General features: G+C 30.4%; 14 protein-coding genes and 1 pseudogene. 14 read left to right on the forward strand and 1 reads right to left on the reverse strand.

Annotation, left to right across the window (positions count from 1 at the left end; genetic code table 11):
- Positions 1 to 52 precede the first annotated feature (52 nt).
- The 14 genes and pseudogenes from BFJ87_RS07555 to BFJ87_RS07620 all read left to right on the forward strand — a co-directional run bounded on the left by BFJ87_RS07555 (position 53) and on the right by BFJ87_RS07620 (position 15,820).
- Positions 53 to 1,378, forward strand: coding sequence for a flippase (locus BFJ87_RS07555; RefSeq protein WP_077402271.1), 1,326 nt, complete (start codon positions 53 to 55; stop codon positions 1,376 to 1,378).
- A 2-nt stretch (positions 1,379 to 1,380) separates the two neighbouring features.
- A complete protein-coding gene (locus BFJ87_RS07560) occupies positions 1,381 to 2,589 on the forward strand; it encodes an O-antigen ligase family protein (RefSeq protein WP_077402274.1) in 1,209 nt (402 codons plus the stop codon).
- A gap of 58 nt (positions 2,590 to 2,647) precedes the next feature.
- Positions 2,648 to 4,504: an asparagine synthase (glutamine-hydrolyzing) gene (gene asnB / locus BFJ87_RS07565; protein ID WP_077402276.1), complete on the forward strand. Its 1,857-nt coding sequence runs from the start codon at positions 2,648 to 2,650 to the stop codon at positions 4,502 to 4,504.
- Between the two features lie 426 nt (positions 4,505 to 4,930).
- Positions 4,931 to 5,105, forward strand: a pseudogene (locus tag BFJ87_RS17175) (DapH/DapD/GlmU-related protein); the annotation flags it as partial.
- A gap of 108 nt (positions 5,106 to 5,213) precedes the next feature.
- On the forward strand, positions 5,214 to 6,380 hold the full coding sequence (locus BFJ87_RS07575; protein ID WP_077402279.1) for a glycosyltransferase family A protein: 1,167 nt from the start codon (positions 5,214 to 5,216) through the stop codon (positions 6,378 to 6,380).
- A 121-nt stretch (positions 6,381 to 6,501) separates the two neighbouring features.
- Positions 6,502 to 7,374 (forward strand): glycosyltransferase family 2 protein, encoded by an 873-nt coding sequence (locus tag BFJ87_RS07580; protein WP_077402281.1) that lies wholly within the window; start codon positions 6,502 to 6,504, stop codon positions 7,372 to 7,374.
- Positions 7,375 to 7,424: 50 nt separating this feature from the next.
- Entirely contained in the window at positions 7,425 to 8,546 is a 1,122-nt protein-coding gene (wecB, locus tag BFJ87_RS07585) for a non-hydrolyzing UDP-N-acetylglucosamine 2-epimerase (protein ID WP_077402284.1), read from the forward strand.
- Positions 8,546 to 9,757, forward strand: coding sequence for a UDP-N-acetyl-D-mannosamine dehydrogenase (gene wecC, locus BFJ87_RS07590; RefSeq protein WP_077402287.1), 1,212 nt, complete (start codon positions 8,546 to 8,548; stop codon positions 9,755 to 9,757). The genes wecB (BFJ87_RS07585) and wecC overlap by 1 nt, the downstream gene beginning before the upstream one ends.
- Positions 9,758 to 9,761: 4 nt before the next feature.
- Positions 9,762 to 10,832 (forward strand): glycosyltransferase family protein, encoded by a 1,071-nt coding sequence (locus BFJ87_RS07595; protein ID WP_077402290.1) that lies wholly within the window; start codon positions 9,762 to 9,764, stop codon positions 10,830 to 10,832.
- A gap of 22 nt (positions 10,833 to 10,854) precedes the next feature.
- Entirely contained in the window at positions 10,855 to 11,859 is a 1,005-nt protein-coding gene (locus tag BFJ87_RS07600; RefSeq protein ID WP_077402293.1) for a polysaccharide biosynthesis protein, read from the forward strand.
- Positions 11,860 to 12,300 carry a cupin domain-containing protein gene (locus BFJ87_RS07605; protein WP_077402296.1) on the forward strand — a complete coding sequence of 147 codons (441 nt, stop codon included), beginning with the start codon at positions 11,860 to 11,862 and terminating at the stop codon, positions 12,298 to 12,300.
- 17 nt (positions 12,301 to 12,317) lie between these two features.
- Positions 12,318 to 13,454 (forward strand): polysaccharide biosynthesis C-terminal domain-containing protein, encoded by a 1,137-nt coding sequence (locus BFJ87_RS07610; RefSeq protein ID WP_077402299.1) that lies wholly within the window; start codon positions 12,318 to 12,320, stop codon positions 13,452 to 13,454.
- Positions 13,455 to 13,480: 26 nt separating this feature from the next.
- Positions 13,481 to 14,614, forward strand: coding sequence for a non-hydrolyzing UDP-N-acetylglucosamine 2-epimerase (wecB, locus tag BFJ87_RS07615; protein WP_077402301.1), 1,134 nt, complete (start codon positions 13,481 to 13,483; stop codon positions 14,612 to 14,614).
- A 6-nt stretch (positions 14,615 to 14,620) separates the two neighbouring features.
- Positions 14,621 to 15,820, forward strand: coding sequence for a glycosyltransferase family 4 protein (locus BFJ87_RS07620; protein WP_077402304.1), 1,200 nt, complete (start codon positions 14,621 to 14,623; stop codon positions 15,818 to 15,820).
- Between the two features lie 4 nt (positions 15,821 to 15,824).
- On the opposite strand, the gene BFJ87_RS07625 is transcribed toward BFJ87_RS07620, so the two are convergent.
- On the reverse strand, positions 15,825 to 17,102 hold the full coding sequence (locus BFJ87_RS07625) for a nucleotide sugar dehydrogenase (protein ID WP_077402307.1): 1,278 nt from the start codon (positions 17,100 to 17,102) through the stop codon (positions 15,825 to 15,827).
- Positions 17,103 to 17,110: the final 8 nt, after the last annotated feature.

A 17,110-nucleotide genomic window follows, 5' to 3' on the forward strand; every position in this document is an offset into this window, starting at 1 on the left:
TTAGTTTATTGTAATTGAGTTTTTTTAAAAACAAATAAGTTATACTAATTGTATGATTCAAAAGATTAAAAGTGTAGTACTACAAGGTGGTTTTTTAAGGTACTTAAAAAATACGTCATGGCTAATGGGAGAAAAAGTTGCTCGTATGCTTGTGGCGTTAACTGTAGGGGTTTGGGTAGCACGCTATTTAGGTCCAAATCAGTTTGGTATTCTAAGTTATGCCCAAAGTTTTGTAGGGCTTTTTACCGCATTTTCTACACTAGGGCTTAATGATATAATTATTAGAGAATTAATAAAAAACAAACAAGACAAAAATAGTATTTTAGGAACATCATTTTGGTTGCAAATAATGGGGTCTTGCTTTATTATGTTGTGCTTGTTAATTGCAGTATTTATTAATAAAAATGACGAATTAACAAATAAAATCATTTTAATTTTAGGGGGAGTTACATTTATAAATAGTTTTGGTGTAATTAGCTCTTACTTTTATAGCAATGTTACTAGTAAAAATATAGTAATACCTAGTTTTATAGGCTTATTGCTCTCTGCTGCTTTTAAAATATTTTTTATACTCAATAACTATAGCTTAATTTATTTTGTATACGTCCTAGTTTTTGATGTGTTTTTTTTGATGATGGGACAAGTGTATTTGTATTATCAACAGGGTAATACAATAGTTACATGGTCTTTCTCATGGGACAAAGCCAAAAATTTACTGTTAGATGCTTGGCCGTTAATACTTAGTGCTATAGTTATCTCTATTTATATGAAAATAGATCAAGTAATGATTAAGGAGTTTTTAAATGCAGAAGCTGTAGGGCAATATTCCGCGGCAGTTCGTTTAAGTGAGGCGTGGTATTTTATTCCTATGATTATTTGTAGTTCTTTATTCCCGGCTATACTTAATGCCAAAAAAGTAAATGAGCAATTGTATTTATCTAGATTACAAAATTTATTTAATTTAATGGTTGTATTGGGGTTAGTGGTTGTTGTACCTGTATTATTACTTAGTGATTGGGGGATAGCACTGTTGTACGGTAAAGCTTATGAATTGTCCGCGGCTGTTATAAAAATACACATTTGGGCGGGTGTTTTTGTGTTTTTGGGTGTTGCCAACCAAAAATGGTTTATTAGTGAAAATTTACAGAAATATAATATTTTATGCTTGGCACTGGGTATGTTAACAAATGTACTTTTAAATATAGTGTTTATACCCAAATATGGTGTTTTAGGAGCTGCTTATGCAACATTATTAGCACAAGCAATAGCATCGCTGGTAGCACCAGTATTGTTTAAAAAAACACGAGTAACTTTTTATATGATGGTTAAGGCGTTGTTTTTTATACCTTTAATAAAAAAAAGTATTAAGCGTAGTTAGTTATGAAAAAAATTTATGCTTATTGTAACACATTAGGTTTTTTTAATATGCTTTTTTTGTTGGGCGCTCTACTCAATGTATTAAATTTAGGGTACTTATTTGCATATGGTTGTGTTGGGCTAATTTTTTTTAAAAATCAATTCTTAAGGCAAGCTATTGATCGTAACTTTTTGTTGTTAACATTTTTTTCTGTTACTTATAGCTTATTTTATGCATTAAACCCTTGGAAAGGGTTGCAGTTTGTGGTAATCTATGCTTGTACACCACCAGTTTTTTATTTATGGGGGAAATACATGGCTACAATTGCAAAAAATAAATTAACCTTATTTTATGTTTTAATTGCAGTAACTTTTTTGTACTCATTGCCCGCAATGGTATCTGTAGTTTTAAATATACTTGAGGGAGGATTTGGTCAGCTCGATAGAAATTTACCAATGTTTTGGGGGGGGGAACCTGTAAATGCAACCCAAATGGCGGCTCTGTTTATTTTTAATATGTGCATCCCCGCATTATTATTTTCAGCATATAAGGCTATACCTAAGTATTTACTAATTGTATTAAGTGTTGTTTTTGTTGTGAGCTTGCTGTGTGTATTACGTCTGGGCAGTAGAACGCAATTGGCAATTTTTATGCTTTCTTTAATTATTAGTTTGGTTGTTGCAATTCCTAAACGGTCGTTTAAAGAGAACTCGGTTACATTTACGGTATTTGCCATTTTATTAGGTATAGTTGCAACACAGGTTTCTCTAGATTTAGACTCAGATATTTTAGCAACTTTTGCAAGTAGAATGGAAGATGACGGAGCTGCAGATATAGCAAGTGGTGGTGGCCGTACAAAACTTTGGATGAAATCTATAGATAATATGTTTGAAAAACCCTTTGGGTGGGATTTGGAAGAATTTGGTTACTCTCATAATTTATGGTTAGATGCTTTGAGAGTGGGAGGTTTCATTCCTTTTGTAATTCTAATACTGTACTCTTTACGCTTTATTAATTTGATTTATAATATTTTTTTTAGCAAAAAAATAGATATGTCATTTCAGATTTTATGTTTAACCTATACTTTAGGCTTTTTTTCACTATTTATGGTAGAGCCTGGTATAGATGGTACATTTACGTTGTTTATCTTGTTTTGTTTATTTGTAGGACTTGTTAGACAACATTATTTATCTGTAACAACGAGTAACACGTCTATTATAAACAATAATTAATACGTATATAAGTTAAAACCAATAACTATAATATAATATTCACTAACACCATATATATATGTGCGGAATTTTAGGCACTGTGCCTTATACATCATACGATAAATTTAAACCTGCATTAGATACATTATACCATAGAGGTCCAGATAGTTTTGGAATAGAATCTGTGGACCAAGATGTAACATTAGGTCATAGAAGGTTGTCTATATTAGATGTTTCTGAAACAGGACACCAACCTATGAAAAGTGAGAACCAAAGGTATTTAATTACTTTTAACGGTGAAATTTATAATTTTATTGAAATTAAGAGGGAGTTAGTATTAAAGGGACATTCTTTTAAATCTACCTCAGATACCGAAGTTTTATTAAAAGCATATATAGAGTGGGGAGAAGAGTGTGTACATAAATTTAATGGTATGTGGGCATTTGCAATATGGGATAAAGAAACAAAGGAGTTGTTTATGTCTAGAGATAGATATGGTAAAAAACCATTGTTTTACGCAAATGTAAACGGTCAATTTATTTTTGCTTCAGAAATGAAAGCCATTTTTCCTTTCTTTAAACAATTAGAGATTTCTGATGATTTTCATTGGATGAAAAAGAATATTTTCTTTTATGAGTCTACAGATAAGTGTTTAATTAAAGGCATACAACGTTTTCCTGCTGGTTATAGTGCAGTATATAAAGCGGGGAAGCTAAACACATATAGATATCATAATACGTTAGATCATTTAGTGCAAGTACCAAAATCTTATGATGAGCAAGTAGAGCAGTTTAGAGAATTGTTTATGGATGCTTGTAAACTGCGTATGCGATCTGATGTAACTATAGGTACTGCATTAAGTGGTGGTTTAGATAGTAGCGCAACAATATCTGCAATGGCTAATTTGGCTAAAAATAGTGGAAGTTATTCTAAAGATTGGCAGCATGCTTTTGTTGCTTCGTTTCCAGGAACTCCATTAGATGAATCGTACTACGCTAAAAAAGTAACAGAGAATTTAGGTATAGGTGCAACTTTTGTAGATATAAACCCTCTACAACATTGGGATAAATTGGAAGAATATTTTTATAAGTTTGAAGATTTATATATTACATCTCCTATACCAATGATAATGCTGTATGAGTCTGTTAAAAAAAATGGTGTAACAGTTACGTTAGATGGACATGGGGCAGATGAACTATTAAGTGGTTACCAACAAGGTAATTTAGAGGCTTTATGGGATGCTAAGTTAAGTCCGTCTAAAACAAAAGATATTTTAAATATTTACCAAGATTCTATTAATGAAGACAAAGAGCAGTACAAGAGAACTAACAGTAGTAAGTTGTATACTGACTTTATGTCTAAAAAAATTGTGAAGAAAATTTTAGGCAAAACTATGCCGTCTGTAGATAGTGCGCACCCCAATTATAAAAAACTAGACAATCATGCACAATATTTGTATGCAATGTTTCATGAAAATATATTGCCTACTTTATTGCGTAATTATGATAGGTACGCTATGATTAATAGCGTAGAAATACGTATGCCATTTATGGACCATAGAATTGTAAATTTTGTAAACTCATTACCTTATTCAAGCAAAATAGGAGGTGGTTATACTAAAAGAATAGTACGTGATGCTTTAGACCCTTATATGCCTAAGGAAGTTACGTGGAGAAAATCGAAAATTGGTTTTAGTTCTCCAATTGTAAATTGGATGCAAAACGATTTGAGTGATTGGTTTTTAAGTACAATAAATGACACTGACTTTTTACAATCTAATTTAGTGAGTAATCCAAAAGATTTACAAACCAAAATCACAAAAATTGTTAAGGGAGAAAATAATGAGTTTTCTGATGCTCAAAAATGTTGGTCAGAACTATCACCGTATATTTGGGAAAAATCAGTTTTAAGTGGGAAATCGTTCCCTAATAAGTAAAGAATGAAACAAAGGATAAAAAGACTAATATTAAATAGTGCTTTTTTAACAAGTTGCATTATGTATTTTAGGCGTATGCGTCTTAAAAAAGCCTTGGGTATTAGGTATGGGAAAAAATCATTTATTGGTTTTTCTACTATTTGTGAAGGATCAAATGGCTTTGGAGCTTATAGCTCAATTACCTCTTCATATATTGGTTATGGCTCCTATATAGCTCAGCATACTAAAATTTCTAAAACTAAAATAGGTCGATATTGCTCTATTGGGCCTAATGTTCAGTGCATTTTTGGTAGGCATCCGGTAGGTACTTTTGTGTCTACACATCCTTCTTTTTTTGCTTTACGTACTCCAGTTTCATTTACTTATGCAAAAGAACAATTGTTTAAAGAGTTTCCTGATCCAATTAGTGAAAACGAAAAATATACTATCAAAATAGGAAATGATGTTTGGATAGGGGCAAACGTTTCAATTTTAGATGGAGTAGAAATTGGTGACGGAGCTATAATTGCGGCAAATGCTTTAGTAAGTAAAAATGTACCGCCTTATACCATTGTTGGTGGAGTTCCATCCAAAATTATCAAGAAAAGATTTTTAGAGGAAGAAATTGATTTTTTACAAGAATTTAAATGGTGGAATAAACCCAAAGATTGGATTGTAAATAATGCAACTTTTTTTACTGATATAAGCGGTTTTATAAAAAACATTAAAAATGAGAAGTAAAAATACACCAATTGTTGTAGTAGCTTATAATAGGCCAAAATCGTTGCAAAGGTTGTTAACCTCATTAAGTAAAGCAGATTACCCAAATACTGATATAGACTTAATAATAAGTATTGATAACGGTAGTGATAATGATAGTGTTTTAAACGTAGCAAATAATTTTAATTGGGATTTTGGTAACAAAAAAGTAGAGTATCAACAAGTAAATCTCGGATTACGGAAGCATATAATTCAATGTGGAGATCTTAGTACAGTTTATGGATCTGTAATAGTTTTGGAAGATGATTTGCTTATTTCTCCTAATTTTTATAATTATACAGTAAGTGCTTTAGATTTTAGTAAAGATAAACAATATGTAGCAGGGATTTCATTGTATAACCATCAATTTAATGTGCATAAAGGAGAGCACTTTAATGCTATAGATGATGGTTATGATAATTGGTATTTTCAGTTTGCATCATCTTGGGGGCAAGCTTGGAGTGCTGACCACTGGAGAGATTTTAAAAATTGGTATAATAAAGGCCAAGATATTGCTAACAATACAAAAGTCCCAAAATATGTTAGATCATGGTCAGAGAAATCATGGTTAAAGTATAATATAGCTTATCTTGTAGAGAAAAATTTATTTTTTTTATATCCTAAAGTTTCTCTTTCAACTAATTTTAGTGACGCTGGTACACACGTTGGAATTGGTAGTAACTTATATCAAGTTTCTTTACAACTTGGTTTAAAAAAGAAATATTTTTTTTCAGAGTTAAAGGATTCAAAGTCTGTTTATGATGCTTTTTTTGAAAATAATTATTTAAAAAAATATTTTTATGACTATGATACAGATACAACGATAGATTTATATGGTTACAAAAATGTTTATTCTTCAAATTATTTATTAACAAACAAGATAATTAATTACAAGATTGAAAAATCATTTGGAAAATTCTTAAAGCCTTTGGATTCGAATATCATAAATGACATAAATGGGGATGATTTTTTTCTTTACAACCTAAGTGTATCTCAAAAAAATGATAAAGTTTTAAATTTTAAAAAAGAATTTTTGTACAATATTAAACGTCTTAATTATAATGATGCTGTTCATTATATTAAACTAGAAACTTTTAGAAAGTTTAGGGTACTTTTAAGAAGAATTTTAGGTAAGTAAAATCTGTAAGTACAGATAAACGCATAATTGCGTAACCTTATCCAATATTGTGCTTTTACATAAAGTAATATTGTAGTTTTATCTTATTAAATTTTAAATATAATATTATTTAAAAACTGTTATGCAAAAATTTGCTGTATTATTAACATGCTTTAATAGAAAAGAAAAATCTTTAGCAGCTTTAGAATCTCTTTTTAAAGCCAAACAAGAACTCAGTTTAGACATAGATATGTCTGTTTATTTAACAGATGATGGCTCTACCGATGGAACATCAGAAGCAATACAAAAATATTATCCAAAAGTAAATCTATTAAAAGGTAACGGTGAGTTGTTTTGGGCAGGAGGTATGAGAAATTCTTGGGCAGAAGCATTAAAAAATGATTATGATGCATATTTATTATTAAACGATGACACTAAACCTTACGTGAATTTTTTAGAGGAGCTATTTAAAACTCACAATTATTGTTTAACAAAGTATGGAAAAGGAGGAGTATATGTAGGTGCTACATTAGATGAAGAAACCAATGTAATGACATATGGAGGTAGTGTTTTTACCAACAAATTTAAAGGAAGGTACACAAAATTAATACCAAACGGAGAATATCCACAAGAGTGTGAGCTTGGGAATGCTAATATTATGCTTGCCAGTAAAAATGCAGTAGATAAAATAGGACAATTATCTAAAGGTTATGTTCATGGTCTGGCAGATTTTGACTATACATTAAAGGCAAAAAAAAATAATGTTCCTGTATTGTTAGCAGATAATTACTTAGGAACTTGTACTAATGACCATATTGATAAGTATGCTAAGTTCGTAAACCTATCTTTTAAAGAGAGATTAAAAATGTTGCATAATCCTATAGGTTTTGATTTTGAATCACATTTAGTATATATGAAAAATCACTTTTTATATAGGTTGCCATTGGTATATTTAATGGGATACTTTAAAGTTTTTTTTCCAAGTATTTACAAAAATAAAATATTAAGAAAATAGTTACTTTAAATCAATTAATGATATTGTTAAACATATAGACCATTATATAAATGAAGAAAAAAAACCTTATAATTTTTGGCACTAGACCAGAGGCAATAAAAATGGCTCCATTGGTTAAAGAGTTTCAAAAATCAGAATTATTTGAAACTAAAGTTTGTGTTACTGCCCAACACAGAGAAATGTTAGACCAAGTGTTAGACTTTTTTGAGATTACTCCAGACTATGATTTAAATTTAATGAAACCTGGGCAAAATTTATATGGTTTAACCGCAGCAATTATTACAGGTTTACAACCAGTTTTAGAATCTTACAAACCAGATTTTGTTTATGTTCATGGAGATACTACAACCACAATGGGTTCTAGTATTGCAGCTTTTTATTCTGGAGCAAAAGTATGTCATATAGAAGCAGGTTTACGCACTTTTAACAAATACGCTCCATTTCCTGAAGAAATTAATAGGACGGTAACTGGCCGAATTGCAGATTACCACTTTGCACCTACACAAACATCTTTTAATAATTTAGTTAGAGAAAATACAAATAAAGATGATATTTTAGTTACTGGGAATACAGTAATTGATGCTCTTTTAGAAAGCGTATCTAAAGTAGATACTATTGTAGATGATGAGATTGAAAACTTAAAAGAATCTATAGATTTTACCAAAGAAATAATTTTAGTTACTGGGCATAGAAGAGAAAATCATGGACAAGGCTTTATTAATATTTGTGAAGCATTAAAAGAGATAGCCTCAAAAAATGATGATGTACAAATAATTTATCCAGTTCATCTAAATCCTAAAGTACAGGAACCAGTTAAAAGAATATTAAGTGGTTTAAACAACGTACATTTAATTAACCCGCTTGCATATCCAGCATTTGTATGGTTAATGAATAAATCTAAATTAATAATTACAGATAGTGGAGGAGTACAAGAAGAGGCTCCAAGTTTAGGGAAACCAGTATTAGTAATGAGAGACACTACAGAAAGACCCGAAGCAGTAGATGCGGGAACTGTAATTTTAGTAGGAACAAATAAAGAAAAGATTGTACTAGAAGCTCAAAATTTATTAGAAGATAACTCCAAGTATAAAGAAATGAGTAAACTTCACAATCCGTATGGCGATGGTGAAGCTTGTAAAAGAATTGTAGAATTTATAGGAAATTTAAAGTAATGCAGAATCCAGAAGTAGTAATGATTGGCCTTGGATACATAGGTCTTCCAACAGCAGCCTTAATAGCACAAGGTGGTGCACATGTTCACGGAGTGGACATTAATCAATCTGTGGTTGATACTATTAATAGAGGTGAAATTCATATAGTTGAACCTGACTTAGGAGAAGCAGTAAAGCAAGCTGTAACTAAAGGTTTCTTAAAGGCAGATACAAAACCAGTTAAAGCAAATACATATATTATAGTAGTACCTACACCTTTTAAAGATAAAAATGAACCCGACATTTCATTTGTACAAGCAGCTACATCTGCTATTTTAAATTTGCTAAAAGAAGACGATTTATATATTATAGAGTCAACATCTCCTGTAGGTACAACAGAAAAAATGATGAACTTTATATATGAAAATAGACCAGAATTAAAAGATAAGTTAAATATTGCTTATTGCCCAGAAAGGGTTTTACCTGGTAATGTTATGCATGAACTAGTATATAATGACAGAGTAATTGGTGGTATAGATGAAAAATCTACACAAATGGCACTAGATTTTTATTCTAAATATGTTAAAGGAGAGTTGCACAAAACAAATGCTCGTACAGCAGAGATGTGCAAGTTGGTTGAAAATTCATCAAGAGATGTACAAATTGCTTTCGCTAATGAATTGTCATTAATTTGTGACAAAGCAGATATAAACGTATGGGAATTAATTAATTTAGCAAACAAACACCCAAGAGTAAATATCTTGCAGCCAGGATGTGGTGTAGGGGGGCATTGTATTGCTGTAGATCCTTATTTTATAGTCTCAGATTACCCAATGGAATCTAAAATTATAGGAACGGCTAGAGAGGTAAATAACTACAAATCATTTTGGTGTGCAGAAAAGGTTCAAAATACTAAGCTTAAGTTTGAGTTGGATTTTGGTAGAAAACCGAAAATAGCATTGATGGGACTTGCTTTCAAACCAAATATTGATGATTTAAGAGAGTCTCCTGCAAAATATATAGCACAGCGTGTGTTGCAAAATGCAAACAATGAAGAATATTACATAGTAGAGCCAAATATAAAAGAGCATAATGTTTTTAAATTAACTGATTATGCACAAGCTTTTGATAAAGCAGACATTGTGGTTTATTTAGTAAATCATAAAGAATTTTCAACATTACCTAATGATGGAGAAAAAGTTATCCTTGATTTTGCTGGAGTAAATAAGTAATGGCATGTCTGAGAAGAAAAACGAAATAATAGTTTTAGCTCAATCTTTGGAACAGCCTAGAGTTGTGAAAAGAATAACTGAATTATCTAACTTGTATAAAAAGGTTATTGTATTTGGTTTTAATAGAAATATTCATAAAGTAAATAATTTCTCAGCTCTAGAAAATTTTTCAAATGTAGAAATAAATATTGTGGGTAATTTGTCTAATTCACAATACTTAAATAGGTTAAAAAGCTATTTTTCTTTAGTTTTTAAAATTTATAAAAACTTTGGGTTAAAGAAAAAAAATATATATGTTTTTGGGCTTGATTTAAGAATGTTAACAGGTCTAATATTGAATAAATCTATAACATATGAGATTAGTGATATTGTATGGCTATATTCAAAAGGAGTAAAAAAAATAATTTTAAGGAATACGGATTATTTTTTAACCAAGTTTAGTAATCAAGTTGCATTTACCTCCTACGGATTTTATAAAAATTATTACAAACCTTATATAAGTGAAAATAAAATTAGTATTAAGGAGAATAAATTTAAATCATATGGAAAAGTAAAACCGATTCAAGAAATTAAAAGGGATAAAATTAGAGTGGCTTATATTGGTGCTTTCAGATACTCGGGGATAATAAAAAATCTGATCTCTACTTTGAGTAATAATGAAATGTTTCGTTTAGATTTTTATGGTGATTGCCATAATAAAGAGATAATTGAAATGATGAAAAAAGCACAAAATTCAACTAACAATATTTTCTTTCACGGTCCATTTAAAAATCCAGATGATTTAGAGGAAATATATGAGAATAGCAATGTCAATTTTGTCGCTTATGACAATACCTTAGATAATGAAAAGGTTGCTATGCCTAATAAATATTATGAGTCTGGTTTTTTTAATATACCAATTATATGCTCTGATAATACTTATCTTTCAGATAGAGTTTTAGAGCATAATATGGGGTGGTCTATTGGTATTTCCGAAGATGAAATGAACGTTTTTTTTAATAATTTAACGTTAAGTAAAATAGAAGATAAGCATAATAATATAAAGAAGTTGGACAAATTGTTGTTTGAAGCTTAAAATAATAAATAATAACACTAACATGTTTAAAGGTAAAACATTATTAATTACAGGAGGTACAGGATCTTTTGGAAACGCGGTATTAAACCGTTTTTTAGAAACAGATATTAAAGAAATTCGCATTTTTTCTAGAGATGAAAAAAAGCAGGATGATATGCGTAATACACTAAAAAACGAAAAAGTTAAATTTTACATTGGAGATGTAAGAGATTTTGATAGTATTAACAGAGCTATGAAAGGTGTAGACTATGTGTTTCATGCAGCAGCTTTAAAACAAGTACCATCATGTGAGTTTTTTCCTTTAGAGGCAACTAAAACTAATGTTTTTGGTACGCAAAATGCTATAGATGCTGCTGTTGCTAATAATGTAAAACGTATTATTTGTTTAAGTACAGACAAAGCCGCTTATCCAATTAACGCTATGGGTATTAGCAAAGCGTTAATGGAAAAAGTTGCTGTTGCAGCGTCTAGAAACATTCCAGATAACAATACTATTGTTTGTTTAACTAGGTATGGTAACGTTATGGCGTCTAGAGGTTCTGTTATACCTTTATTTGTTAATCAAATAAAAGAAAAACAGCCACTTACGGTAACAGATCCTAATATGACACGTTTTTTAATGTCTTTAGAAGATGCTGTAGATCTTGTGATTTTTGCTTTTACCAATGGTAATCAAGGAGATTTATTTGTGAACAAAGCACCAGCAAGTACTATAGGTGACTTGGCCAATGCAATGAAGGATATTTACAATGTAGATAATGAGGTTAAGGTAATTGGTACCAGACATGGTGAAAAGTTATACGAGACTCTTTGTACGCGTGAAGAAATGCAAAAGGCAGAGGATATGGGTGAGTTTTATAGAATTCCGGCAGATAATAGAGACTTAAACTATAGTCGTTATTTCTCGGAAGGAGAAACAGATATTAGTACTATAGAGGATTATCATTCGCATAATACAACAAGACTAACCAATGAAGAGCTTAAAAATACCTTGTTAAATTTAGATTATATTAAGGAAAATCTATAAATGATTTCACATAATATTATAGCTGGTAATTCTCATATAGATGAACGAGGTAAATTAAACTTCTTTAATCAGTTTAATTTAAAAGAAATTGTAAGGATGTATGAAATATCTCCTTCTTCTACAACAAACATTAGAGGGTGGCAAGGGCATGCTAAAGAACATAAATGGTTTTATTGTTCAGCAGGCTCTTTCACGGTTTATTTGGTTCCGTTGACTTATTTTAATACAGTTAATGCAGAAAATAAAAGTGAAGATCATATTTCAGAAGTCAATTTGTCAGCTAATTCACCTTCAATATTACATATAACAGGTGGTTATGCAACAGCTTTTAAGGCGAAAGAAGAAAATGCTACATTATTAGTTTTCTCTAACTTTTCTGTAGAAGAATCCGTTGCAGATGATTTTAGATTTAAACTAGAAGAATGGCCTATTAACCAATAATTATAAGAAACACTACCATGAAAAAAATTGGAATTACGGGTCAAGCCGGTTTTGTTGGAAATCACTTATACAACACTTTATCTTTAGATGAAAGTGTAACATTAGTACCTTTTGAAAGGGCTTTTTTCTCCGATCAAAAAAAATTAGAAAACTTTGTAGCATCTTGTGACGTGATAGTACATTTAGCAGCTATGAACAGACATGATGATGCAAATGTAATTTATAACACAAACACAGCTTTAGTAGATACCCTTTTACAAGCTTGTAAAGTTAAAAATGTAACGCCACACATTCTTTTTTCGTCATCATCACAAGAAACAAAGGATAATCTTTACGGAAAATCTAAAAAAGAAGGAAAGGAAAAGTTTATACAATGGGCAAAAAGTACTGGAGGTAAATTTACATCATTAACAATACCAAACGTTTTTGGACCCTTTGGCAAACCAAACTACAATTCTTTTGTGGCTACTTTTTGCCATAAAATTGCTAGAGGTGAGGAACCTACAATTATTAATGATAGTGACGTAAACTTAATATATATTAATGAGCTTGTTGACGTTATTACAGATGCAATATCTAGTAAGGCAGAAAACACCATTAATATTGGTAAAAATGTTTCAGAAGTAGCTATTGCTGCTCCACACACTAAAAAAGTTTCGGAAATACTAAATTTACTAAAACAATATAAAAGAGATTATATTGAAAATGGTGTTTTCCCTAGTCTTGAAGAAACATTTGAAAAAGCATTGTTTAATACATTTAGGTGTTACGTTCCTATAGACCATTACCCTGTTAAGTATACAAAACATACAGACCCTAGAGGTAGTTTTGTAGAAATTGCTAGAACACAAACTAGTGGGCAATTTTCATTTTCTACAACGGTTCCGGGTATTACCAGAGGAAATCACTTTCATACCAGAAAAGCAGAGCGTTTTGCAGTAATTAGTGGTAAGGCATTAATACAATTACGTAAAATTGGTACTGATGAAGTTATAGATTATTACCTAGGTGGTAACGAACCAGCTTATGTAGATATGCCAATTTGGTATACACACAATATAAAAAATATAGGAGAAGAAGAGTTAATTACATTATTTTGGATAAATGAACCTTATAATCCTGACGATGCAGACACATATTTTGTAAACGTTTAATAGTATCTAATTTAAATTTATAAATTTTGAAAAAGCTAAAAGTACTTACAGTAGTAGGAACAAGACCAGAAATAATAAGATTAGCATGTGTTTTAAATGCATTAGATGCTAACCAAGCTATAGATCATACTCTTGTACATACAGGACAAAATTATGATTATGAATTAAATGAAATATTTTTTGATGATTTGGGAATAAGAAAACCAGATCATTTTTTAAATGCCGCAGGTAAAAACGCTACCGAAACAGTTGGAAATATTTTAATTAAAATAGATCCAGTTTTAGAAGAAGTTAAGCCAGATGCATTTTTAGTTTTAGGGGATACCAACTCTTGTTTATGTGCTATACCTGCTAAAAAACGTAAAATACCTGTTTTTCATATGGAGGCAGGTAACAGGTGTTTTGACCAACGTGTACCAGAAGAAACAAACCGTAAAATTGTGGACCACGTAGCAGACGTAAACTTAACATATAGTGATATTGCTAGAGAATACTTGCTAAGAGAAGGTTTACCAGCAGACCGAATAATTAAGACAGGTAGCCCAATGTTTGAAGTTTTAGATCAGTTTAGATCTAAAATTGAAGCCTCTAACGTTTTAGAAAAATTAAACCTAGAAAAGCAGAAGTATTTTGTAGTTTCATCTCATAGAGAAGAAAATATAAGTAACCCTAAAAATTTTGAGGGTTTAATTACTTCTTTAAATCAGATAGCAGAAAAATACAATTATCCAATTATTGTATCTACACATCCTAGAACAAGGAATATGTTAGATGCTAAAAAAATGGAAACGCATAAAAATATTCAATTTTTAAAACCTTTAGGTTTTTCAGATTATAACGCTTTACAATACAATTCTTTTGCTGTATTGTCTGATAGTGGAACTATATCTGAAGAGTCATCTATCTTAAACTTTAATGCATTAAATATTAGAGAAGCTCATGAAAGACCAGAGGCAATGGAAGAAGCTTCTGTAATGATGGTAGGTTTAAACCCAGAGCGTATTTTACAAGGTTTAGAAGCTTTAGAAGTGCAAAAAAGAAATCCTGAACGTAACTTTAGGCAAGTGGCAGACTATTCTATGCCTAACGTTAGTGACAAGGTTGTTCGCATAATTATTTCTTACGTAGATTATATTAACAGAGTAGTTTGGTCTAAATAAGTAGAAATGAAAAAGATTATCTTTCTTGCGCTTGGTTTTCCCAACGCATCTAAATCTACCAATATCTATACAGACCTTATTAGTGAATTTTGTACAAAAGGTCATGATGTTTTGGTTTTAGCCCCAGCAGCCAGTAAAGACGATGTAGGTTTTAGGCAAGAAGCTGGTGTTAAGGTTTTGAGAGTGAAAACGTTACCCCTTTTTAATGTAGGAGCTATTAAAAAAGGTATTGCAAATTTATTGTTAGCAAGACAGTATAAAAAGGCTCTAATAAATAATAATATCAAGTTAGATTTTGATCTAATTTTAATGCCAACTCCGCCAATTACGTTAACCCCTGTAGCGTCATGGTTAAAGAAAAAAACAGGAGGTAAATTATACTTAATTTTAAGAGATATTTTTCCTCAGAATGCTGTTGATTTAAATATGATGAAAGACAAAGGTCTATTTCATAATTATTTTAGAAAAAAAGAAGAGGCGCTTTATGCTGTGTCAGACAGTATTGGGTGTATGTCACCAGCTAATGTAAACTATGTTAAGGAACATAATCCTACTATGGATTTCTCAAAACTACATTTACTGCCAAACTGGGAAAATCTTCCAGTTTATAAGGAAGAAATTAAGTTAGATTCTTTAGTTAGTAAATATGATTTAAAAGATAAGTTTATTTTAATTTTTGGTGGAAATATAGGTAAGCCACAAAAGTTAGAAAACATTATAAATTTAGCTAAAAACTGTCTTGATTATCCTGATATTGTATTTTTTATCATTGGTACAGGCACTGAAAAGGAAAAAATATTTAATATGGCTAAGGATTTAAAATTACCAAATGTAATTTTAGAAAATAAATTACCTAAGGCAGATTATAATAATTTGTTACGTATTGCTGATGTTGGATTAATATCTTTGAGCGAAGATTTTACAATTCCAAATTTTCCATCAAAAGTATTATCTTATTATGGAAATAAAATTCCAGTTTTAGCCTCTGTAGATTTGCAAACAGATTTTGGTACCATTTTAGAAGAAATCAACTCTGGAGTTTGGGCAGAAGCTGGAAAGACGGATGAGTTAAAAGATAAGCTTTTATTACTATATAAGAATTCTGATTTAAGAAAAGAAATGGGAGAAAATGGATATGATTATATGAAGCAAAATTTATTACCGGATAATGCTTATAAAACTATAATAGAAAAGACTATGAGTTAATTACTCATAGTCTTTTATTTGCTTTAGATTTTAGTACTCCTTTTACGTCGTAAATAATACCATTTTTATTTTTTAGTTTATCTAAATCAATAGTTAAAAAGTCTTTATGTGCAACGGTGAGAACTATTGCATCATAAGTTTTATTAGGTAATTTTTTACTTGTTTCTAAATTATATTCTTTATAAACTTCTTCGGGAGAAGCCCAAGGGTCATAAATATCTAAGTTTGCACTATAAGTTTTTAAGTTTCTTATAACATCTACAACTTTAGTATTACGTACATCCGGACAATTTTCTTTAAAAGTTATACCAAGTATTAAAATGTTGGCGCCTTTTATTTTAATATCGTTCTGGATCATTAATTTAACAATCTCAGAAGCAATATAATTTCCCATACCATCATTTAAACGCCTCCCAGATAATATAATTTCTGGATGATATCCAAATTCTTGTGCTTTTTGAGCTAAATAATAGGGATCTACGCCAATGCAATGCCCACCAACCAAACCAGGTTTAAAAGGTAAAAAATTCCATTTTGTGCCAGCAGCTTCTAATACATTATGTGTATCTATACCCATGAGGTTAAAAATCTTAGCTAACTCATTCACAAATGCTATGTTAATATCTCTTTGTGAGTTTTCAATAACTTTTGCAGCCTCAGCCACTTTTATTGTTGGGGCTAAATGAGTACCGGCAGTAATAACAGATTTATACAGTTTGTCAACTTCTATGCCTATTTCTGGAGTACTTCCAGAGGTAACTTTTAATATTTTATCTACGGTGTGTTCTTTATCTCCAGGATTAATACGTTCAGGAGAATATCCTACAAAAAAATCAATATTAAATTTTAAACCACTGTATTTTTCCAAAATAGGAACACACTCTTCTTCTGTTACTCCAGGGTAAACAGTAGATTCGTAAATTACAATATCACCTTTCTTTAATACTTTTCCTACTGTTTCACTAGATTTGTATAAAGGTGTTAAAATTGGTCTATTATTTTTGTCTACAGGTGTAGGTACTGTTACAATATAATGAGTACAATCCTTTATATGTTCTGGATTATTACTACAAAATAAACCAGTATTAGATAAATTAGGAGTGTTAGATATAACTTTTTTCAGAGCGGTGTTGTCAACTTCTAAAGTACTGTCTATACCAGTTTGTAATTCTAAAACTCTTTCCTTATTGATATCAAAACCAATAACGGGGTACTTAACAGCAAATAAACGAGCTAAAGGTAACCCAACATAGCCTAGACCTATAATTGCAATTTTTGGCATAAATATAT

The organism is Cellulophaga omnivescoria (genome assembly GCF_001999725.1).
In the GTDB taxonomy this organism is placed as follows: domain Bacteria; phylum Bacteroidota; class Bacteroidia; order Flavobacteriales; family Flavobacteriaceae; genus Cellulophaga; species Cellulophaga omnivescoria.